At 76.2% G+C, this 23,067-nt stretch carries 10 protein-coding genes; 1 reads left to right on the forward strand and 9 read right to left on the reverse strand.

What is annotated here, in order from left to right:
- Position 1: 1 nt before the first annotated feature.
- The 7 genes from AB0B02_RS28180 to AB0B02_RS28210 all read right to left on the reverse strand — a co-directional run bounded on the left by AB0B02_RS28180 (position 2) and on the right by AB0B02_RS28210 (position 19,723).
- Positions 2-955, reverse strand: coding sequence for a TauD/TfdA family dioxygenase (locus AB0B02_RS28180; protein ID WP_281940522.1), 954 nt, complete (start codon positions 953-955; stop codon positions 2-4).
- Positions 956-988: 33 nt separating this feature from the next.
- Positions 989-6,451, reverse strand: coding sequence for an SDR family NAD(P)-dependent oxidoreductase (locus AB0B02_RS28185; RefSeq protein ID WP_357305281.1), 5,463 nt, complete (start codon positions 6,449-6,451; stop codon positions 989-991).
- Positions 6,452-6,483: 32 nt separating this feature from the next.
- Positions 6,484-9,996 carry an amino acid adenylation domain-containing protein gene (locus AB0B02_RS28190; RefSeq protein ID WP_281940518.1) on the reverse strand — a complete coding sequence of 1,171 codons (3,513 nt, stop codon included), beginning with the start codon at positions 9,994-9,996 and terminating at the stop codon, positions 6,484-6,486.
- Positions 9,993-12,299: a lantibiotic dehydratase gene (locus AB0B02_RS28195; protein WP_281940516.1), complete on the reverse strand. Its 2,307-nt coding sequence runs from the start codon at positions 12,297-12,299 to the stop codon at positions 9,993-9,995. Before AB0B02_RS28195 ends, AB0B02_RS28190 begins: the two co-directional genes overlap by 4 nt.
- Positions 12,296-15,538, reverse strand: a complete 3,243-nt coding sequence (locus tag AB0B02_RS28200; RefSeq protein WP_357305285.1) for a thioesterase domain-containing protein — start codon at positions 15,536-15,538, stop codon at positions 12,296-12,298. Before AB0B02_RS28200 ends, AB0B02_RS28195 begins: the two co-directional genes overlap by 4 nt.
- Complete coding sequence (locus tag AB0B02_RS28205; protein WP_357305288.1) at positions 15,535-19,002, reverse strand: AMP-binding protein; 3,468 nt, start codon at positions 19,000-19,002, stop codon at positions 15,535-15,537. The genes AB0B02_RS28200 and AB0B02_RS28205 overlap by 4 nt, the downstream gene beginning before the upstream one ends.
- 328 nt (positions 19,003-19,330) lie before the next feature.
- The gene (locus AB0B02_RS28210; protein WP_107155450.1) at positions 19,331-19,723 is read right to left on the reverse strand and encodes a DUF2267 domain-containing protein; all 393 of its coding nucleotides are present in this window, start codon (positions 19,721-19,723) and stop codon (positions 19,331-19,333) included.
- 415 nt (positions 19,724-20,138) lie between these two features.
- Here AB0B02_RS28210 and AB0B02_RS28215 point away from each other — a divergent pair, with 415 nt between their 5' ends.
- Positions 20,139-20,843, forward strand: coding sequence for a CBS domain-containing protein (locus AB0B02_RS28215; RefSeq protein ID WP_357305291.1), 705 nt, complete (start codon positions 20,139-20,141; stop codon positions 20,841-20,843).
- 64 nt (positions 20,844-20,907) lie between these two features.
- Here AB0B02_RS28215 and AB0B02_RS28220 read toward each other — a convergent pair whose 3' ends face one another.
- Both AB0B02_RS28220 and AB0B02_RS28225 read right to left on the reverse strand, forming a co-directional pair.
- A complete protein-coding gene (locus AB0B02_RS28220; protein ID WP_357305294.1) occupies positions 20,908-22,251 on the reverse strand; it encodes a hypothetical protein in 1,344 nt (447 codons plus the stop codon).
- Positions 22,248-23,066, reverse strand: a complete 819-nt coding sequence (locus AB0B02_RS28225; protein WP_281940506.1) for a sugar phosphate isomerase/epimerase family protein — start codon at positions 23,064-23,066, stop codon at positions 22,248-22,250. Before AB0B02_RS28225 ends, AB0B02_RS28220 begins: the two co-directional genes overlap by 4 nt.
- Position 23,067: the final 1 nt, after the last annotated feature.

A 23,067-nucleotide genomic window follows, 5' to 3' on the forward strand; every position in this document is an offset into this window, starting at 1 on the left:
GTCAGTTCGCTCCAGCGGTGTCGGGGGTGTACGCCTCGGCCATCGCCACGGCGATCTTACGGGGGCCGGTGAACGGCTCCCGGCCGTGCGCGGCGGTCATGTTGTCGACCACCAGCACGTCGTCGCGCTGGTAGTCGAAGCGGACCGTGGCCGCCCGGTAGGCGGCCCGCAGATGGTCCATGACGTCGGCGGGGATCTCGCCGCCGTCGCCGTAGTAGGTGTTCGACGGCAGCCCGTCGGCGCCGAACATGGCCAGCAGCCCCTCCTGGTAGTCCGCCGGAAGCGTGCTCAGGTGGAAGAAGGTGGCGTGGTTGAACCAGCGCGGCGTGTCCGAGCCGGGCCGGTGGTGCACCGCGTCACGGACCGCGCGGGTACGCAGGCCGTCCTTGCCGACCCACTCCACGGTGATGCCGTTGGCCGCCGCGTACGCCTCCACCTCGGCGCGGCTCTCCGTGTTGAACACCTCCTGCCAGCGGGTGCCGAAGTCGCCGTGGAAGTTACGCATCAGCATCCAGCGACGCCTGACGAACTCCTCCCGGACCGCGGGGTCGATCAGCTCGTACACCCGGCGCACGTCGGCCAGCGGGGTGGCGCCCCGGGTCTCCGGCGGGGTGACGCAGTAGAAGAACAACGTCAACGGCCACCGCGCCTGGTACGAGTTCTCGTTGTGCAGGAAGATCTCCTCGTCCGGCGGGTAGTCGGTCGAGGTGTAGACCCGGCCCTTGATGGAGTGCCGGGGCGAGGAACGCTCGGTGTAGGTAAGCGGCTCGCCGGCCAGCGCGCGCACGGCGGCGTCGAAGCCGTCCACGCCGCCGAGGTCGAAGCCGCGGAACAGCAGCCCGCCGCTGGCGACGAGCGTGTCCCGCAGCTCGGCGCGCCGGGCCGCGATGAGGTCGGTCAGCGCCCGGCCGTCGTTCTCGACGACCACCGGGAGCGTGGCGGTTGTCTCGCTCATGGTGCGGTGTCTCCTTGTTCCGTCGGGGGGATGTCAGCCGCGGGGCAGCCGCGGAATGGCCGGGATCGCCGCCGGGGCGGCCGGTTGGTCGGCGGGCGCCTCGGCGCGCAGCTCCTCGATCCGGGCCGCCAGGCCGGCCACGGTGGGCGTCTCGAAGAGGCTGCGCATCGGCAGCCGCACCCCGGTCGCCTTGCGCATCGCGGCGATGAGCTGCACGGCGACCAGCGAGTTGCCGCCGAGGGCGAAGAAGTCGTCGTCCACGCCGACGTCGGTGACGCCGAGGCCGTCCCGCCACACCTGGGCGACGGTCTTCTCCAGCTCGGTACGCGGTGCGGCCGAGCCGCCGCCGGTGGCGGCCGGCGCGCCGACCGGGGCGTCGGTCTCCTCCGCCAGGCTGTCCGTGGTGACCCGGGCCGCCCGGCGCCGGATGTCGGCGACGGTGCGGGTGGCGATCACCACCTGCGCGCCGAGGCCGGCGCCGAGGCTACGGCGGAACGCCTCCGCGCCGTCGACCGGCCGGATGTCCTCGGTGACCGCGTCCGGCGCGTCGGCCGTCGCCGGGGTCTCGGCGAGGTTGCCGGTGACCGCGCTCTGGTCGACCCGGCGCAGCACGAAGTCGCTGATCGCGACCAGTTCCCGACCGTCCGGGTCGCGCAGCGACAGGTCGGCGGCGACCACCTCGTCGGTGGCGGCGGGCCGGTGCCGCAGGTGACTGTGGAACGTCGCCGGCAACGTCCCGCGCACCGTGATCCGGCCGTACGACAGCGGCAGGTACGTGCCGTCGCCCTGCCCCCGACCGAACGCGGTGGCCACGTCGAGCAGCGCCGGGTGCAGCCCCCAGGACGGCAGGTCGGCCAGCGCCGCGGCGGGCGCCTCCACCCGGGCCAGTTCCTCGCCGTCGGCGAGGTGGTGCTCGGCCAGCGCCGCCCAGCGCGGCCCGAACGTGAGCATGCTGGTGCGGCCCCGGCCGAACGAGGCGTCGTCGTCGACCCGCCGGCCGGCCACCTCGGCCGGGGCGGCCGGCGGCGCGGGCTCGGTGGTCCAGCCGGCCGTGCCCCGCACGTGGGCGCGCAGCCGGCCGGCGGCGAGGCTGGCCACGGTGAAGTCCACGCCCTCCTCGGTCGGGGCCAGCTCCACCCGGTACTGCGCGACGGTGCCGTCCGGCACCGAGAACGGCTCCAGGAAGACCACGTCACGCAGCTCCACCGCGGCGTCCGGGGCCGGCGCGGGCAGCGCGGCGACCACGGCGGCGCGCACCGACTCCAGGTGGGCGGTGCCCGGCACCACCGGCACCCCGCCGATCCGGTGCTCGTCGAGCAGCCAGTGGGTGTCGGCCGCGACCAGGCCGTGCAGCACGGCGCCGTCCGGGCCGGTGACCATGGTGGTCAGCACCGGGTGGGTGACCGGGCTGGTCAGGGTGTCCCGACCGGCGGCCCGGAACGCGGCCGGCGCGGCCGTCTCCACGGCCATGCCGACCTCGGCCCAGCCGCCCCAGTTCTGCGACACCACCGGCGCGCGGAACCCGGCGCCGGAGCGCGCGAACGCGTCCAGCACGTTGTTCGCGGCGCAGTAGTCGACCTGACCGAAGCCGCCGATCACCGCCGTGATCGACGAGCAGAGCACCACGAAGTCCAGCGGCAGGTCGCCGAAGACCTGGGCCAGGGCCAGCGTGCCGGCCAGCTTCGGGGCGAGCACCCGCTCCGCCTCGGCCCGCTCCTTGACCTCGGCCATGCCGCCGCCGGGCAGGCCGGCGGCGTGCACGATGCCGTCCAGCCCGCCGAACCGGCGCTCCGCCTCCGCGCGGACCCGACGCAGGTCGTCCGCGTCGGTGACGTCCGCGGCGAGCACCAGCACCTCGGCGCCGGCCGCCTCCATCCGGCGGATGGCCGCGATGGCCCGGCCGGCCCGGTCGGCGCCGCCGTGCACCGCCAGGTGCGCGTCCCAGTCCTCGCGCTCGGGCAGACCGGAGCGGGCCAGCAGCACCAGCTTGGCGCGGGCCCGGCGGGCGAAGTCCTCGGCCAGCGTGACGCCGATGCCGCCGAGCCCGCCGGTGATCAGGTAGCGGCCCTCCTCGCGCAGCACGCCCGGCTCCTCCTCGGCGGCCACGGTCACCTGCTCGTAGCCGCCCACCCAGCGCCGGTCGCGGCGCAGCGCCACCTCCGGGTGCTCCGGGTCGACCGGGCTGCGCAGCTCCACCGCGAGGGCGGCCACGCCGCGCGCCGCCGGGTCGGCGTCGAGCAGCCGGACGGTCAGGCCGGGCAGCTCGGCCGGCAGCACCCGGGCCAGACCGGCCAGCGCGGCGTGCTCCGGCCGGACCAGGTCGTCGCCGCGCACGTCACCGATGCCGGCGGTGACCAGGTCGAGCCGGACGCCTGCCTCGTCGCCGGTCAGGCCGGCGCCGGCGAGCGCCTGCACCAGGTGCAGCGCGCCGAAGAAGCCACGCTCCTGGGCGGCCCAGGCGGCGGCGATGTCGGTGCCGGCCGGCTCGCCGTCCAGCGCGAACGCGTGCACGATCCGCCGGGGCAGGTCCGCGCCGAGCGCGGCGACCAGCGCCTCGGCGTCCTCGCGGGCGCCGGGGCGCAGCCGGAAGCCGTTGGCGGTGGCGGCGAACACGCCGCCGACGCGTACCTCGACCGGGTCGTCGCCGGCGGCCCGCAACGCCGCGACGAGCGCCTCGCCGCGCGGGCCGTCGGCCAGCACCAGGCACCGGCCCAGCGGCTCGACGGTCCGGGCCGGCGCGGCCTGCCGCCACACCGGCACCGCGAACCACTCCGGCAGCGGGCGCGGGCCGGTCTCGGCCGGGGCCGCCGCCACCTGCTCCACCGGGTCCGGCTCGACCCAGTAGCGGCGACGCTCGAACGGGTACGTGGGCAGCGGCACCCGCCGGGCGTCGGGGTCGACGGCGAGCGTCACCGGCACGCCGGCACACCACAGCGCGCCGGCGGTGCCGAGCAGCGTGGCCAGGTCACCGGTCGGCTCCCCCGGGCCGGGCAGGCTGCCCAGCGGGGTGAGCGCGCGCTGCGCCTCGCCGGCCTTCGCGACCTGCATCCGGGCCAGGTTGGCCAGTTGCCGGCCGGGGCCGCACTCGACGAGCGCCCAGGTGCCCTCGGCGAGCAGCGTGGCCACGCACGCACCGAAGCGGACCGGCCGGCGCAGGTGCGCGGCCCAGTACGCCGGGTCGGTGGCCTCCGCCTCGGTGATCCAGGTGCCGGTCACGTTGGACACGAACGGCACCGCCGGCGCGCGCAGCGGCACGCTCGCCATCAACGCGGTGAACTCGTCCAGGATCGGGTCCATCATCGGCGAGTGGAACGCGTGCGAGGTGCGCAGCAGCTTCGACTTCTGCTTGCTGCCCAGGCTCTCCGCGAACGCCTCGACCAGCGCGGTCTCGCCGGCCACCACGCAGGTGCCGGGGCCGTTCACGGTCGCCACCGACAGGCCCTCCGGCAGCCGCTCGGCCACCGCCGACTCGTCGAGCGTGACGGCCAGCATGGACCCGGCCGGCAGCGCGTGCATGAGCCGGCCCCGGGCGGCCACCACCTTCAGCGCGTCGGCCAGGTCGAGCACGCCGGCGAGCGTGGCGGCGACGTACTCGCCGATCGAGTGGCCGACCATCGCGGCCGGGGTGACGCCGGCGGCCCGCCAGGCGGCGGCGAGCGCGTACTCGACGGTGAACAGGGCCGGCTGGGTCCAGCGGGTCTCGGTGAGCTTCGTCGCCGCCTCCGGGTCCCGGCCCAGGATCAGGTCCCGGATGTCCAGGCCCAGCTCGGGGCGGAGCAGCTCGGCGCACTCGTCCACGGCGGCGGCGAACGCCGGGTCCTCGCCGTACAGCTCGGCGCCCATGCCGGCGTACTGCGCGCCCTGCCCGCTGAACATGAACGCCACCCGGGGGGCCGGACCGTCGGCGACGCCCCGGTGCGCCCTGCGCTTGTCGCGCAGCGCGGCGGCGGCGGTCTGCGGGTCGCCGGCGACCACGGCGGCGCGGTGGGCGTACCGCTGACGGCCGACGCGCAGCGTGTGCGCGACGTCGGCGAGCAGGTCGGGACCGCCGGCGGTGGCGCGCTCCAGGTGGTCGGCGAGGTCGCGCACGGCGGTGTCCAGCGCGGTCGGGGTCTTCGCCGACACCTGGAGCAGGTGCGCCGGACGCACCCGCCGCTCGGCCCGGTACGCGGCCGGCGCCTCCTCCAGCACCACGTGCGCGTTGGTGCCGCCGATGCCGAACGAGCTGACCCCGGCCCGGCGCGGCCCGCCGTCGGCGTCCCACTTGGTCAGCGTGTTCGCCACGTAGAACGGGGTGTCGGCGAAGTCGATGGCCGGGTTCGGCGACTCGTAGTTGATGGTCGGCGGGATCAGCCCGTGTTCCATGGCGAGCACCGTCTTGATCACGCTGACGATGCCGGAGGGCTGGCTGAGGTGGCCGATGTTGGACTTCACCGAGCCGATGCCGCACCAGCCCCGGTCCTCGGTGTCCTTGGTGTAGACGGCGGAGAGCGCGGCGACCTCGATCGGGTCGCCCAGCGCGGTGCCGGTGCCGTGCGCCTCGACGTAGCTGATGGTGCGCGGGTCGATCCCGGCCAGCCCGACGGCCTGGGCGACGGCCTCCATCTGCCCGTCGATGCTGGGGGCGGTGAAGCCGACCTTGCCGGCGCCGTCGTTGTTGATCGCGTTGCCGAGCACCACCGCGCGGATCGTGTCGCCGTCGGCGATCGCGTCGGAGAGTCGCTTGAGCAGCGTGACGCCGACGCCGCTGCCCCACACCGTGCCGTTGGCGTCGGCGTCGAACGGCCGGCACCGGCCGTCCGGCGAGGTGAAGCCGTCCATGCCCAGGTAGCCGGCGTGCGGCAGCTCGATGTTGACGCCGCCGGCCAGCGCCATGTCGCACTCGCCGTTGCGCAGCGCCTCGCAGGCCAGGTGGAACGCGACGAGCGAGGTCGAGCAGGCGGTGTGCACGGTCATGCTCGGGCCGCGCAGGTCCAGCCGGTACGACACGTTGGTGGCCACGTAGTTCGGCGAGTTGCCGGTGGCGATGGAGACCGCGCCGTGCGGGTTGCCGCCGACGCGCTTGTTGCGCAGCACGTAGCGGTTGAGGTAGGTGGTGCCGCCGCTGCCGGCGTAGACGCCGACCGCGCCGTCGTAGCGACCCGGGTCGTAGCCGGCGTCCTGCAACGCGGTGTAGCAGGTCTCCAGGAACAGCCGGTGCTGCGGGTCGGTGGTCTCGGCCTCGCGGGCGGTCATCCCGAACAGGCCGGCGTCGAACTCGTCGTAGCCGTCGACGAGCGGGGCCCGGTTCACCCAGCTCGGGTCGTCGACCTCGTCGGCGCTGACGCCCCGGGCGAGCTGCTCCTCACGGGTCAGCTCGGTCGTCGACTCCACGCCGTCGACCAGGTTGCGCCAGAACTCGTCGACGTCGGCCGCGCCGGGCAGGCGGGCGGCCAGCCCGACGATCGCGATGGGCTCGATGCCGTCGTCGTCGGCGGCGGAAATGTCGTTATGCATGGGAGGTCCTTCATTCACAAGGGGTTGCGGCATCACGGCTGGTGCGGTCGGCGGGGTGGCGGGGTACGGCGGGCGCGGCCCCGCCGGGCAGCCGCGCGCATCGCGGCGCGGGCCAGCTCCGGCCGGTCGGCGGCGCCGTCGAGGCTGGCGGCGAGCGCCCGCACGGTCGGGTGGCGGAACAGGTCGAGCATGGTGATCGAGCGGCCGGTGGCCTCGACGAGCCGGGCGTGCACGGCGGCGAGCGCCATCGAGTGGCCGCCGATGTCGAAGAAGTTGTCCGTGACGCCGACCGTCTCCCGGTCGAGCACGTCCCGCCAGATGCCGGCGATCAGCTCCTCGGTCCCGGTGAGCGCGTCCGACCCGACCGGCAGCGGCGCCCGGGCCGGCTCGGCGGCGGCCACCGTCATCGCGCCCAGCGCGGCCACCCGGACCGCCGGGCGGGGCAGCTCGGGGGCCACCTCGCCGGCCGGCGTGTCCGGGTCGGCGGCGAGCGCGCCGACCAGGGCGGTCAGGTCGGCCAGCAGCGCGGTGATCCGGTCGCCGTCGAACAGGTCCGGGTTGTAGACCACCTCGACGCCGGCCCGCCCGTCCCGCTCCACCACGTAGACGGTCAGGTCGAACGGCGAGCCGGGCTTCGGCACCGGCACCGGCTCGACGGTCAGGTCGGCCAGCGCCAGCCGGGGCGGGACGAAGTTGAGCACGTTGAACAGCACCTGCACCAGCGGTGCGCGGGAGGTGTCCCGGCCGACGCCGAGCGCCTCGACGAGGCGTTCCAGCGGCGCGCCCGGATGCGCGGTGACCTCGTGCAGCTCGGCGGCGCACCGGTCGACCTGCGCGGCGAAGCTGCCGCCGGCGCGCACCCGCACCGGCACGGTGTCGATGAAGAAGCCGATCACCTCGTCGAACGCGGCCAGCCGCCGGTCCGCGACGATCGCGCCGAGCACGTGGTCGTCGCCGCCGGTGAGCCGGCGCAGCAGCTCACCGAAGCCGGCCAGCAGCACCGCCGCGGCGGTCGTGCCGCGCCGGGCGGCCAGGTCGCGTACCGCCCGGTCGGCGGCGGCGTCCAGCCGGACCGCGGCCTCCGCGCCGGCGTACGTCTGCACGGCCGGGCGGGGCCGGTCGCGGGGCAGCTCCAGCACGGTCGGCGCGCCGGCCAGGTGCCCGGTCCACCACGCCAGGTCGGCCTCGCCCCGACGCCGGTCACGTTCCTCGCGCCAGACCGCGTAGTCGGCGTACGTGGCGGGCAGTGGCGGGCGGCCCGGCGTCGGCCGGCCGAGCGCGCGGGCGTACGCGGCGGCCAGCTCGTCGTAGAGCAGCGCCTCGGACCAGCCGTCGAAGACCGCGTGGTGCACGGTCACCGCCAGCACGTGCTCCTCGGCCGCGAGCCGGTAGGCGGTGACCTGCCAGGGCGGGCCGGTGGCCAGGTCGAACGCGTGCCCGGCGCCGGCCGTGAGCATGGTGGCCAGCTCGGTGTCCGGGTCGGCGGCGGTGGTCAGGTCGACCACCGGCACGGCCACGTCGGTCGGTTCCTCGCGGACCGCGTACGGCACGCCGCCCTGCTGCGGGATGCGCCAGCGCAGCACGTCGTGGCGCTCGGCGACGGCGCGCAGCGCGGCGCCGAGCGCGCCGGTGTCGAGCGGCCCGCGCAGCCGGTGCGCGACCGCGATGTTGTAGGGCGCGCTGGACGGCGCGAGCTGGTCCATGAACCACAGTCGCCGCTGCGGCGGCGACAGCGTGGGCGGGTTGCCGGTGGTCAGCTCGTCGCCGCCGGCCGGGTCGGCGGCCCGGACCCGGTCCACAAGCGCGGCGAACGTGCGGTCGGTGAACAGCACCCGGGTGTCCACCTGCCGGCCGGTCTCCGCGCGCAGCGCGGCGACCAGCCGCATCGCGGCGATCGAGTTGCCGCCGGCGGCGAGGAAGTCGGCGTCCGGGGCGGGGGCCGCGCCGAGCAGCCGGGTCCAGACCCGCCGGACCGCCGCCGCCACCGGGTCGCCGCCGTCGGGCAGGTCGTCGGACACGTCGTGGGCCGGCGCGGCGGCCGTGGCCAGCTCGCGCAGCGCGGACCGGTCCAGCTTGCCGGTGACCGGGCTGGCCGGCAGCGCGGCCAGCCGCACCGTCCGGGCCGGCAGCATCGCGGTGGTCAGCCGCTGCTCGGCGTACGCCCGCAGCGCGTCGTCGTCCGGCGCGTCGGCCGGAGTGAGGAACGCGACCAGCTCGGTGCCGGCCGGGCCGGGCAGCGCCTCCACGGCGGCCCGCTCGACGCCGGGGTGGTCGGCCAGCACCGCCTCGATCTCGCCCAGCTCGATGCGCTGGCCACGCACCTTGACCTGCCGGTCGGCCCGGCCGAGGTAGACGATCCGGCCGTCCGGCGCCTGCCGGACCAGGTCGCCGGTGCGGTAGAGCCGCTCGCCGGGGGTCGCGCCGAACTCGTCGGGCACGAACCGCTCGGCGGTCAGGCCGGGCCGGTTCAGGTAGCCGTCGGCCAGGCCCGGCCCGCCGATCAGCAGCTCACCGGTCTCCCCCGGCGGCACCGGCCGCAGGTCTGCGTCGACCACGTACGCGCGGTGGTTGGCCAGCGGCCGGCCGATCGGCGCCGGGTCGGCGTCGGCCGGGGTGAGGTCGCCGAGGACCACCAGCACGGTGGTCTCGGTCGGGCCGTAGCCGTTGAGGAAGCGCCGGCCCGGCGCCCAGCGGGCGGCCAGTTCGGCCGGGACCGCCTCGCCGCCGCAGAGCAGCACCCGCCACGACGGCAGGTCCGCCGGGTCGAGCAGGGCCAGCACGGTGGGGGTGACGAACCCCCAGTTCACCTCGTGCGCGGCGACGAACCGGGCGAGCCGCACCGGGTCGGCCCGGTCGTCGGCGCCGAGCAGCTGCACCGCGCCGCCGAGGATCAGCGGCACGAACAGGTCCATGGTGGCCGCGTCGAAGCCGAGCGAGGCGATGCCGAGGCTGTGCGTGGACGCGTCCGCCCCGGTCAGCGCCGTGACGCCGGTGACGAACTGGACCGCGTTGCGGTGCGTGGTGAGCACGCCCTTGGGGCGGCCGGTGGAGCCGGAGGTGAACAGCACGTACGCCGGGTCGCCGGGGCGGGCCGGGCAGGGCGCGAGCGGGGCCGGGCCGGGCAGGCCGAGCGCCTCGACGCCGGGCTCGTCGCCGAACTCGGCCGTCGCCGCGTCGCCGACCACCACCCGGATGTCCGCGTCGCGGACGATCTCCCGCAGCCGGTCGCGCGGGCCGCCCGGCTCCAGCGGCACGTACGCGGCGCCGGCCAGCAGCACGCCGACCACGGTGACCACCAGGTCGGGGGTGCGCGCGCCGCACACCCCGACCCGGTCGCCGCGGCCGACGCCGTGCGCGCGCAGCGCGGCGGCCACCCCGGCGGCCCGGTCGACGAGCTGCCGGTAGGTGAGCCGGGTGTCCCACTGGCGCACCGCCACCGCGTCCGGGACGCGGGCCGCCCGGTCGGTGATCAGGTCGGCGAGGGTGGCGTCCGGCCAGGGCAGGTCCGGCCCGGAGACGGCGCTGACGGTCAGGGTGTGGGTCACCGGTGTGCTCCCAGGTGCTCGGCCGGATCGGTGATCTGGAGGCGGAGTTCGCTGACGTAGCCGCGGCCCCGGGCGTCGGGCACCCACGCTTCGTCGGGGGCCGGCAGCAGCTCGGAGACCACCACCGGCACGTCCGGGCCGGTGCGCAGCGCGGCGTCCACCATGGCGCAGAGCGACTGCGCGTACAGCGGGCCGGTCAGGTCCACGTAGCAGGGTTTGATCTCGGTGCCGATCTTGACGAACACCCGCTCGGGCAGGTCGGTGGCCGCCCGCCAACGGCGTACCGCCAGGTAGCGGGCGGTCTCGTCGGCGTGACCGCCGAGCCCGCACGCGCCGGCCGTGGTGCGCCAGGTGCGCCGCGCCACCACCAGCCGGTCGATGGTGATCCGGGGCGTGTGCGCCGCGGCGCCGAACAGCTTGAACGCGTCCAGCAGCAGCGAGCCGAGCAGCGTGGCGAAGACCTCCATCAGCGGCCAGCGGGCGCCGTCGGGGAAGACCGCGGTGAGCCGGTCGCCGGCGCGCTCCACCAGCACCGCGGTGGCCGGGACCAGCCGGTCGGCGTCGGCGCCGTGCGCGGTGTCGATGCCGAGCTGGCGGTCCGTCGGGCCGGTCAGCGCGTACGTGGTGCGGGTGGTCCGCCGGGGGAAGCTCTCCGGCCAGAGCACCCGCAGCCGCACCGGGCCCAGGTCGGCGTCGAGGTCGGCGCGCAGCGCCGCCGGGTCGCCGTGGAACGGGCTGAGCACCGCGCTGTCGAACGCGACGGTGGCCGGGTGCAGCTCACCGAGCACGAGCAGGAAGTCGCCCCGCTCGACCGCCTCCGGGGACGCGGCGCTGAGCTGGACGTCCGGGTTGTGCAGCCGGGCCGACGGCCAGCCGGGCCCCGCCGCCGGGAACAGCTCCGCCACCCGCCCGGCCAGGTCCGCCGCGCGGACCCGCAGCTCGGCCTGGTCGGCGGGCAGGTCACGCAGGTCGAACAGCTCGGCCCACCGGCGGGTGAGTTCCGCGCCGGCCCGGGCGATCGGGCCGTCCGACGCGATCAGCGTGCCCTGGGCCAGCAGCCACAGGTCGGCCAGCCGCACCGGCTCGTCGCCGGTCGCCAGTTCCTCGTGCAGCTCGGTGAAGAGCCCGGCGCAGCGCTCGGCGACCTCGACGGTGAACCAGCGGGCCGTGCGCAGCACCACCGCGAGCGGCTCGGCGAGCGCCTCGGTGACCGCGGCGCCGACCTGGAAGTCCAGGTCACGGGCGGTCTCCTCGTAGCAGATCGTGCGGCCGGCGTACATCTGTCCGCTGTTGCGGGTGGCCGGGCGGCCGGTGACGGCGGTGAACCCGGCGTTGAGCGCGGCGAGCGCGGCGCCGAGCCGGTCCGGGTCGCCGGCCGCGGCGGCCACCTCGTCGCGGGCGGCGCGGAGCCGGTCGAACTCGGCCGCCGTGGCGGCGCGCACCGGCTCGTCGCCGATCGCGGCGATCCGCGCGGCGAGCACGTCCTCCGCGTCCGGGGCGATGGGCAGGTTCGCGCCCCAGCTCAGCTGGCCGCGTTCCACCCACCGGTCGAGCAGCAGGTAGACGTCGTCGACGCCGTGCACCGCGCCCTCGGCGCACAGCCGCTCGGCCAGCTCCACCGCCGGGGTACGCCCGTCGGCGGCGGCGAGCAGCCGGGCCTCGACCGGCGTCAGCGCGATCGGTGGGTGCAGCGGCCAGCGCAGCTCCCGCCCGACCACGGTCAGGTGCGGCTGCCGCGCCGGCGCCCACCAGCGGCGCACCGCCAGGTCGTCGGCGAGCCGGTCGGCGTAGGCGATGAGCGCCCACGCCTCGAAGAACACCCGGCGGTGGCGCACCAGCGCGGCGCCCGGCGCGGTCCGTACGCCGGGCACGGCCGGGTCGAACGTGCCCCAGCAGACCGGGCCGAAGAAGCCGATGGTCTCCGCCTTGCCGCAGTAGCGCTGCCAGTAGCGCAACAGGCTCAGCTCCCGCTTGCGCCGGCGCACGTTGCGCACCTGCGGGTCGGTGCGCAACAGGCCGTCCAACGCGATGAGCATGTCCGGGTTCTGCCAGGTGACCGCCTCGCGCAGCAGCGGGTCGGCGGCGAGTTCGCCGGCCACCGCGGAGGACTCGGCGAACGCCTCGCCCAGCGTCTTGTCGAACACCTCGGCGCTGCTCGCGCCCGCCAGCAGCGCGTCCGCGGCGACCGCGCACCCGGGCGCGGCGAACCGGTCCAGACCGGCGGCCGGGAACCCGGCGGTCCGCAGCACCACGTCCCGCCACACCGACCAGCCGGTCTCGCCCAGGGGCAGCAGATGGCTCATCGCGCGTCCTCCACTCCGCTGTCGGTGACGAGCGCTCCGGTGTCGGTGAGGTGCAGGCGCAGCTCGCTGAAGTAGCGGCGCCCCGCGCCGTCGGGCACCCACGCCTGCTCCGGGTCGGGCAGCATCTCGCTGACCGTGAGCGAGACGTCGTCGCCGCCGTCGACCCGGGCGGCGCGCACCAGCGCGCAGAGCATCGCGGCGAACCCCGGCGCGGCCAGGTCCACGAAGCAAGGCTTGGTCTCGGTGCCGAGCTTGACGTAGACCTGCTCGGGCAGCCCGAGCCGGCGACGCCAGTCGCGCACGGCCAGGAACCGCTGCCGTTCGCCGGTGACGGCGGCCAGGCCGCTCTCGCCGACCGTGGTCCGCCAGGTCTGCCGCGCCACCACCAGCCGGTCCACCGTGATCCGTGGCGTGTACGGCGCGGCGGCGACCAGTTTGAAGCCGTCCACGGCGTGCGCGCTGAACGCCTCGGCGAAGATCTCGGCGAGCGGCCAGCGCTGCCCGTCCGAGGCGGTGGCGACCAGCTCGCCGTCCGCCTCGTCGACGGTGAGGTCCACGGTGGGCAGCACCTGGGCCCGGTCCGCGCCGGGCGCGTCGAGGAAGGCGAGCTGCCGGTCGGTCGGACCGGTCAGCGACTCGGCGGTGCGGCTGGTGCGGCGCGGCCAGTCGGCCGGGAACAGCAGCCGGACCCGCCGCTCGCCCAGGTCCGCCGCGAGCGCCTCGCGCAGCCGCTCGACGTCCGGGTGCGACGGGGTGAAGACCGCGCAGTCGAACGAGGACCAGGCGGCGTGCAGCTCGCCGAGCACCACGGTGTAGTCGCCGCGCCGCAGCGCCGCCTCGTCGGTGGCGCAGATCTGCAGGTCGGGGCTGTGCATGGCGGCGTTCGACCAGGTCGGCCGGGTGCCGGGGAAGACCGCGTCGATCTTCTCGGCCAGGTCGGCCGCGCGCAGTCGCACGTCGGTGGTGCCGGCGGGCAGCGTGTCCAGGCCGAACAGGCCGGCCCACCGGGCGGCGAAGTCGGCGGCGACCGCGTCGACCGGCCGTTCGCCGCCGCCCCAGAACAGGCCCTGGGCCAGGAACCACAGGTCGGCCAGCGCCACCGGGCCGCCGGTCTCGGCGCGCAGCTCGTCGTGGAGGCCGCGCAGCACCGCCAGGTACGCGTCGGCGAGCGCGTTGGCCAGCCAGCGGGCGGCGCGCAGCAGCACGTCGAGCGGGGCGGCCAGCTCGGCCAGCAGCGGGGCGCCGAAGACCACGTCCAGGTCGCGGGCGGTGTCCTCGTAGCAGATGGTGCGGCCGGCGTACATCTGGCCGGCGCGGCGCACCGCCGGCACACCGGTCAGCTCGGTGAACGTGGCGTCGAGGGCGTCCAGCGCGGCGCGCAGCGAGTCCGGGTCGCCGGCCGCCGTGGCCACCGCGTCGCGGGCGGCGCACAGCCGGTCGAAGCCGGCGCGGGCGGCGGCGCGGACCGGCTCGTCACCGATCGCCGCGATGCGCTCGGCCAGCACCCGCTCGGCGTCCGGGCTCACCGGCAGCGCCGCGTCCCAGGTGATCAGCTCCCGTTCCACCAGCCGGTCGAGCAGCGCGTAGCCGTCCTCGGGCCGGCGCAGCCCGATCGCCGGGTCGGCGACCAGGGCGGCGGCGTGGCGGCGGCCGTCGGCGGCCCGCAGCAGCGCCGCCTCGACCGGGGTCAGTGTCAGCGGCGGGCGGCCGGGCCGGAGCACGTCCCGGTCCCGGATCGCCAGGTGCGGCCGGAGCATCGGCGGCCACCAGCGGCGGACCGCCAGGTCCGCGCCGACCCGGTCGGCGTACGCGGCCAGCGCCCAGGACTCGAACCACACCCACCGTCGCCTGGTCAGCCCTTCCCCGGGGTTGACCAGGGCAACCTCCGGCTGGTCGGGGTCGACGGTGACCCAGCAGGCCGGCCCGAAGAACCCGACCGTCTCGTTCTTGCCGCAGTAGCGCTGCCAGTACTTCAGCAGCGCCCGCTCCCGGTCCCGTCGCCGCACGTTGCGGGGCGCGTCGGCGCCGCCGCGCGCCAGCCCGTCCAACGCGACCAGGGCGCCCCGGTTCTGCCAGGTGACCGCCTCGCGCAGCAGCGGGTCGGCGGCCAACGCGCTGAGCCGCGCGGCGCCGGCGCGCACCGCCTCGTCGAACTCCGTGTCGAACCGTTCCTCGCCGGTGCCGGTGGCCAGCAGCGCGTCGGCGGCGGCGGCGGCCCGGGGCGCGCTCAGCGCCACCAGCCCGTCGGCGGGGAAACCGGTGGTCCGCAGCATCGCGTCGCGCCACACGGACCATCCGGTGTCCCCGAGCGGCACCCGGTGCGCACCGCCGGCGGTCCCGCGGCCGACGGCGCGCACCGGGCCCGGACCCGCGTCCGGGGTACCGGCGCGGGCGGTCGAGGTGCCGGGCCCGGCGGCGGCGACGCCGGGCGCGGTGGTCGAGGTGCCGGTAGCGGTGGTCAGGCCGCCGGGCGCTGTCGTCGCGGCGCCGGGCGCTGTCGTCGCGGCGCCGGGCGCGGCGGCCAGGTCGGCCCGGATCAGCGCGGCCATCTCGGCGAGCCGGTCGTGCAGGAAGAAGTGCCCGCCGGACAGCTCGTGCATGGTGAACCCGGCCGCCGTGTGCTCGCCCCAGCCGGCGGTCTGGGCGCGGGTGACCGCGGCGTCCGCGTCGCCGCCGAACGCGACGATCGGCACCGGCAGCGGATCCTCCGGGACGTGGCGGTAGTCGTCGACCCGGCCGAAGTCGGCGCGCAGCAGCGGCAGCATCAGCTCCAGCAGCTCCGGGTGGTTGAACGCCTCGGCGGGAAGGCCGCCACCGTCGCTGAGGCGGCGCAGCAGTTCGTCGTCGCTGACCCGGGACAGCCCGATGAAGCCGCCCGGCTCGGTGACGTGCGGCGCGCGGGCGCCGCCGACGTAGAGCCGCAGCGGCAGCGGACGGCCGGTACGGCGCAGCTCGCGGACCACCTCGAAGCCGAGCCGGCCGCCCATCGAGTGGCCGTAGATCGCGTACGGGCGGTCGGCCCGGGCGGCGATGGCCTCGGTGACCTCGGCGACGGTGAAGTGCGGGTCCTCGCTGATCCGCTTCTCCCGGCCGGGCAACTGCACCGGCAACACCTCGACGTCGGGACCGAACGCGGCCGGCCAGTGCCGGAACGCGCTGGCGCCCGCGCCGGCGTACGGCAGGCAGAACAACTGCACCGGCGCCTCGGGGCGGCTTCCGGTGGAGGCGAACCAGTTCACCGCGGACCTCTCTGCACGGGGTCGATCCAGTGCCGGCGGCGCTGGAACGGATAGGTGGGCAGCCCGGTACGCCGGACCGTGCCCTCGGGGTGCAGGGCGTCCCAGTCGATGTCGTGGCCGGCCACCCAGTCGGCGGCCGTCTCGCGCAGCGGCCCGGCGTCGCCGGCGAGCCGGGCGTCGGTGTCGAGCAGCACGTCCAGCGCGGACAACGCGGCGGGCAGGTCGGCGGCGACCACCGCCGCCCGGTGCGCGAACGGCCGGCGGCCGAGCGCCAGCGTGGCGGCCACCTCGGGCAGCGCCGGCGCGGTGCCGGCCAGGTGGGTGCGCAACCGGACCAGCGCGGCCCGCAACGCCGCCGGCGTACGCGCGGAGACCGGCAGCAGCCACGGCCCCTCCCCCGGCGGGTCGGCCGGCTCGACCGGCGGCGGCTGTTCCACCACCACGTGCGCGTTCGTGCCGCCCAGGCCGAACGCGCTCACCCCGGCCACCCGGCGTCCGCCGTCCGGCCAGTCCCGGGCCTTGGTGGGCACGTAGAACGGGCCGGCGGCCAGGTCGATCTCCGGGTGCGGGCGGGTGAAGTGCAGGTTCGGCGGGATCACGCCGTGCCGGACGGCCAGCACGGTCTTGATCAGCCCGGCGACGCCGGCGGCGGCGTCGAGGTGGCCGATGTTCGTCTTCACCGAGCCGAGCGCGCACGTCTCGGCCGGCGCGGCGCCGGCGTACACCTCGTGCAGCGCGGCCACCTCGATGGCGTCACCGAGCGGCGTGCCGCTGCCGTGCCCCTCGACGAGGCGGACCTCGCCCGGGGCGACCTCGGCGGTGGCGAGCGCGTTGGCCACGGCGGCGGCCTGCCCGGCCGGGCCGGGCACCGCGAAACCGGCCCGGTCCGGGCCGTCGTTGGTGACCGCCCACCCGGGCAGGATCGCGTAGATCCGGTCGCCGTCGGCCTGCGCGTCGGCGAGCCGGCGCAACGCGACCACACCCGCGCCGGAGCCGAACCCGGAGCCCTCCGCGGCCTCGTCGAAGGCACGGCACCGGCCGTCGGGGGAGGCGAGCCCGCCCGGCGTGGCCCGGTGCCGGGGCCACATGACCGTGGACCCGCCGGCCAGCGCCAGGTCGCACTGGTAGTCGGCGAGGCTCTGCGCGGCCACGCAGACCGCGACCAGCGAGCTGGAGCAGGCGCTCTGCACGGCCAGCGCCGGCCCGGTCAGGCCGAGCCGGTAGGCGACCTGGCCGGGCAGGTGGTCGGGGAACTGCCGGCCGACCAGCCGCGCCTCCCAGTCGTCCGGGTCGACGTCGCCGACCACCGCCGGGTTGTCCATCAGATGGAACAGGAAGTACCGGTTGGCGGAGGTGGCCGCGTAGACGCCGACCAGCCCGGGGAAGCGCTGCGGATCGTGCCCGGCGTCCTCCAGCGCCTCCCACGCGGTCTCCAGGAAGAGCCGGTGCTGCGGATCGGTGCGGGCGGCCTCGTCGGCGCCGAAGGAGAAGAACTCGGCGTCGAAGTCGGCCACCCCGTCGAGCCGGCCGGCGGCGCGGACGTGTCGGGGGTCGGCGCGCAGCCGGGGCCCGATGCCGAGCGCGGCCAGCTCCTCGTCGGTGTGGTCGTGCACCGAGTCGACCCCGGTGCACAGGTTCCACCAGAACGTCGCCACGTCCGGCGCGCCGGGGAACCGGCCGGCGATCCCGACCACGGCGATCTCGTCGCCGGTGTACTCGCGGGAGGCGCTGACCGGCGCGGCTGGCGCGGGCAGCACCGGGGCGCGGACCGCCTCCGGCGGCGCGTCGAGCAGCGCCGCCTGGGTGGCCACGGTCGGGTGGTCGAACAGGCGCAGCATCGGCAGCCGGACGCCGAACCGCTCGGCGATCTGCTGCTGCACCAGGCCCAGCAGCAGCGACTGCCCGCCCACGTCGAAGAAGCTGTCGGTGCGGCCGACCGCCGGGCGGCCCAGCACCGCGCACCAGATGTCGTGCACGAGGCGTTCGGTGTCGGTGGCCGGCGCCGCCTCGGCGGGCACCTCGACGACCGGGTCGGGCAGCGCCCGCTCGTCGACCTTCCCGCTGACGGTGAGCGGGAACTCGTCCACCACGACCACCGCGCGCGGCACGGCGTAGTCGGGCAGCGCGGCGGCGAGCGCCGCGCGCAGCGCCGCCGGGTCGGGGCGGGTGCCGGCCGGGCGGGCGTACGCGAGCAGCTCGCCGTCGCGGGCGATGGCGCGGACCCCGGCGACGCCGGGCTGGGCGGCGAGCACGGTCTCGATCTCGGTCAGCTCCACCCGGTGCCCGCGCACCTTGACCTGCCGGTCGAGCCGACCCAGGCAGACCAGTTCACCGCCGGGCAGCCGCGCGCCGAGGTCGCCGGTGCGGTACGACCGCGTCCCGTCGGCGTCCGTGGCGAACCGGTCGCTGTCCTGGTTGAGGTAGCCGGGGGCGAGGTGCCGACTGCGGACCACGATCTCGCCGGTGCCCGGGTCGAGGTCGAGGCGGTAGCCGGGGAACGCGTGGCCGACCGGCAGCGGCCCGACCCTGGCCGGGTCCACCTCGGACAGCGGCAGCACGTGCCGGGCGGCGAACGTCATCTCGGTGGCGCCGTAGCCGTTGACCAGCACGCAGTCGCCGGCGAACCGGTCCCGGCCGCGGGCCGCGTCGGCCCAGGTGGCCTGTTCCCCGCCGAGCAGCACCGCGCGCACGGTGGCCAGCCGCCGGTCGTCGAGCGTGTCGAGCAGGAAGCGGTAGACGGTCGGCGTGCAGTGCAGCACGGTGACGCCGTGCCGATCGAGCTGCTCCACCGCGTACGCGAGACCGTGCCGGCGCAGGTCGACCGGGACGACGGCGGCGCCGGTGAGCAGCGCCGGATAGAGGTCCGGGATGGCGGCGTCGAAGCTGAACGAGGCGAGCAGGCTGAGCCGGTCGGCCGGGCCGACGGCGAGCGCGTCGATCTGGTTGTCGACGACGTGGGCCAGGTTGCGGTGGGTCTGCCCGACCGCCTTGGGCACGCCGGTGGAGCCGGAGGTGAACAGCACGTACGCCAACGCGTCCGGGTCGACCGGCACCGGGCGCAGCGGGGCCGGCGGCACCTCGTCCAGGGGCACCACGGCACGACCGTCGGCCACCGTCAGGGCGAGTTCGCGGTGTTCGGCGGCGCAGGCCACGGCGGTGACGTCGGCGGCGGCGACCATGTGTCGCAGCCGGGCGACCGGGAAACCCGGGTCCAGCGGCACGTACGCGCAGCCGGCGGCCAGCGTGCCGAGCAGCGCGGCGACGGTCGGCGCGCCGTGCGCGGTGAGCAGCGCGATGCGGTCGCCGGGCCGGAAACCGGCGGCGACGAGCACGGCAGCGTACCCCCCGGCCGTCTCGGCCAACTCGGCGTAACCGACCTCGTGGGTCTCGCCGAGCAGGGCCGGACGGCCACCGTGGACCGCTGCGACCGCGCTGAAACGATTGATGATCATCGTCTCTGCCATCAGGAAACGGGATGTGCTCCACTGACGGTGGGCGCGCAGCAGCAATCGACGAATGTGACCATTGATCCCCCCCAGGACTTCACATTGGAAGCAGAATAAAGCTCAATCTCTCGACCGGAAGAGGATCGATCCGGGTCGAGCCGAAGGGGGGACGACCCCTGGCACCTCGGACGGAGGAATTCGTCCGATCATCCCTCTAGCGCGTAGACGATTTTCAGCGTAGATGGCTACTCGCGAGTTATTTTACGGTGAAAGTACTTCTGGGCGGTTAAATCTTCGCCTTATGGGCGGCCGCTCCGCAGCTCGACCCGGGTCGCGGGGAGCGTGCTCAGACATCGTACGGCGGACGCGGAAGCGGGTCCACCATCGCGTCGAACCCCCGGGGTAGCTGCGCCACCAGATCCTGGAACTCGCCGACCGTGACCGTCTCCCGAAGCGTGGCGAGCACCGCCCGCGTCCCCACCTCGGCCAGCGCCGGATCCACCGCGGCCCGGTCGGCCACCCGGTAGAGGAAGTCCACCGCGGCCCCGGTCGCCGGCGGCCCGGCCGTCGCGAGGTAGCCGCCGACGTCGTCGGGAAGCTGGGCGGCCAGGTCGGCCGACTCGTCGGCGGTGATCCGCTCGGCAAGGGTCTGCAACACCGCGCGGGAGATCGTCGCCGCGTCGTCGGTGGGCAGCTCGGCACGACGCGCCACCGCGTCGACGAACAGCGGAAACCGCATCCCGCCCTCCCCTGGCAGCCGGTCGCCGACCTCCCGGGAGACCCCCGCCCCGCCGGCCCCCGCGAGTACCCACCCCCCACCCCCACAAACACCCCACCCCCACCCCCAACCCCAACCCCACCCCCGCGCCCGCGCCCGCGCCCGCGCCCGCGCCCGCGATCTTGCACTTGCCGCCCCGACAAAAGCGACCGATCCGACGTCTCGCGGGCCACAACTGCAAGATCGGTGAGGAGGGGCGGGGCGCGGGGGCGCGGGGGACCTAGGGCCTGGGGGGTGGGTCCGTGCGCCCCTGCTCGGGCCGGTCACGGCGGCCTAGCGTCGGAGACGGGTGGCTCCGGGTCGCGGCGTCGGACGTGCCGAGCGGGAGCCACCGGAGGCGCCGGAACGCGGCGTCGCGGAGATCGGGAGGCCGGCAATGCGGACGTGGCAGGTGCAGGACGTGATGACCACCGACGTGGCGACGGTACGGGAGGGCACGGCGTACCGGGAGATCGTCGACGTGCTGACCGACCGGCACGTCACGGCGGCGCCGGTGGTGGACGGCGGCCGGCGGGTCCTCGGGGTGGTCTCCGAGGCGGACCTGATGTACAAGGTTGGGCTGTCCGGACAGCCCCAGGAACGGCGGCTCCGGCCCAACCGGCACCGCCGGGAGGCGCGGGCGAAGGCCGGCGCGACACTCGCGGCCGACCTGATGACCGCTCCCCCGGTCACCGTCGCGCCGGACGCCACGCTCGTCGAGGCGGCCCGGCTGATGGACACGCGCGGCGTCAAGCGACTGCCGGTGGTCGACGACCTGGGCCGGCTGGTCGGCATCGTGACCCGCGGCGACCTGCTCAAGGCGCACCTGCGCCCGGATGCGGACATCCGGCGGGACGTGGTCGACGAGGTGCTGCGCCGTACGCTCGGTGTGCGCGACGGCGTGGTGGACGTGGCCGTGCACGGCGGCGTGGTGACGCTCACCGGGCAGGTGGAGCGCTGGTCCACGGTGCACCTGGCGCTGCGGTTGACCCGGCAGGTCAGCGGCGTGGTCGAGGTGGTCGACGCGCTCGGCTACGCGATCGACGACGCGCCGATGTCGGCGCTGCGGCTCGGTGGCGGCATGCCGGCCGGCATCGCCTGACCACCGGGGTCGGCGACAGCGGCCCCGGGGCGACGCCACCGGGTCGGCGGCCGGTCCGCGCCGGTCAGCCCTCGGCGAGCACGTCCAGCACCAGCGCGGCGGTCCAGCTGAACGCCGGCGAGCCGAGGCCGGCGCCGGTGTCCGGGTGGAAGTACTCGTGGCAGCCGGCGCCGTCGACCAGGTCGAGCAGGGAGTCCCGCAGCCCGGCGGCCAGGTCGGCCCGGCGGTGGGTCCGCAGGCCCTGCCAGAGCAGCCAGCCGGTGTTCACCCAGCTCGGCCCGCGCCAGTACCGCAGCGGTTCGAAGTTCGCCGCGGTGCGGTCGTACGTGGGCAGCGGCCGGTCCATCCGGGCGGCCAGGCCGAACCGGGACGAGCACGCCTCGGCGAGCACGGCCCGCACCTGCGGTTCCGGCAGGTCGGGCAGGGCCAGCGGCAGCAGCCCGAGCACGGTACGGGGGCCGACGAGCCGGTCGGTGCGGACGTCACGCGGCCGGAACGTGCCGGTGACCGGGTCCCAGAGGCGGCTCACCAGCGCCTCGGTGAGGCGGGCGGCCCGGTCCCGGTGCGGGCACGGGTCGGCGCCGACGACCGTCGCGATCCGGGCCAGCGCGTACTCGGCGACTCCGAGCGCGGCGTTGACCAGCGGGCACTCCACCAGGAACGGGTGCCGCCCGAGCAGCCCCTCGTCCCGGTAGCGGCCGGCCCGGTAGCTGTCCACGAGCGCGACGTACCGCGCGTAGTCCAGGTCGGTGGGCCGGTGCGTGGCGTCGGCGTGCGCGGTGTCGTGCCGGCGGTACGCGCGCATCACCGCCTCGTCGGCCGGCACCGCGGCCAGCGGGGTGTCCCAGGCGGGGCTGTTGTCCAGACCGGACTCCCACGGGTGCACGATGGCGGCCAGGCCGCCGCCGCCGACGTCCCGCCGCCCGGTCAGGTAGCGCTGCTGGGCGACCAGCCGGGGATAGAGCCGGCGCAGCGCGGCCACCGACGCCTCGGAGGGGGCGCGGCGGTGCACCAGCCAGGCGGCCGGCGCGTGCACCGGTGGCTGGACGATGCCGGAGGTGGCCACCGCCGGCGCGCCGTCGGCGCACGCCGAGTCCCAGAACGTCGGCCCGGGGAAGTACGGGCCGAGGTGCGGCGCCGGGTTGAACACGATGTGCGGCACCCGCCCGTCGACCCACTGGGCGGCGAACAGCGTACGCAGCTCACGCCAGGCCCGGTCCGGTCGCACGTGCGCCAGCCCGACCGCGATGAACGCCGAGTCCCAGCTCCACTGGTGCGGGTAGAGCGTGCGGGACGGGACGGTGTGGTCGTGTTCCCAGTTGGCGTCCAACGTGGCCAGCGCGAGCCGACGCAGTCGGGCGTCCCGTTCCGCGCCCGCCCGTACGCCGGCCGCCAGGCTGCCGGTCACGCGGCGGCCCGCCGGGGCCGGACGGAGGTCAGCACGGCGGCGGCCTGGCGCAGCGCGGCGACCGGCTCACCGCGCAGCCGGCACTCAAGCGCCAGCCAGCCGGGGTAGCCGATCCCGGCGAGCGTGTCCCGCAGCGCGGCCCAGTCCAGGTGCCCGGCGCCGGGCTGGTGCCGGTTGGAGTCGCTGACCTGCACGTGCCCGAGGTACGGCGCGGCGGCGCGCAGCGCGGCGCACGGGTCGTCCTCCTCGATGTTCATGTGGTAGGTGTCGGCGACCACCCGTACCGCGGGCGACCCGACCGCACGGCACAGCTCGACCGCCTGGTCGAGCCGGTTGACCATGTGGTCCTCGTACCGGTTGAGCGGTTCCAGGAACAGGGTGACCCCCTCGGACCGGGCGTGCTCGCCCAGCTCGCCCAGGGCGTCGACGAGCACCCGCCGGTCGGCCTCGGGCGACCGGGGCGGCTCGTGCGGCGGCAGCCGGCGGGAGAACATGCCCCAGGCGGCCGGCGTCATCGCGCCGACGCCGCCCAGCTCGGCGATGACGGAGAGCTGGGAGCGCAGGTTGCGCACCGCGTCCCGGGAGCGGGCCGGGTCGAAGTCGCCGATGAAGTGGTCCATCTCGACGCAGACGGTCGGCGTCACCACCCCGGCGGCGCGAGCCCGGCGCAGCTCCGGCAGCCGCCGGGCGAACGCCAGGTCCCCCCGCCCGCGCAGCTCGATGCCCCGGTAGCCGAGGGAGACGGCGAGGGCGTACTTGTCGATCAGGTCGGCGCCGGGGAGCAACTGCTCCTGGCAGGCCAGTGGGATGTCCATG

The organism is Micromonospora sp. NPDC049240 (assembly GCF_040647835.1).
GTDB lineage: Bacteria > Actinomycetota > Actinomycetes > Mycobacteriales > Micromonosporaceae > Micromonospora.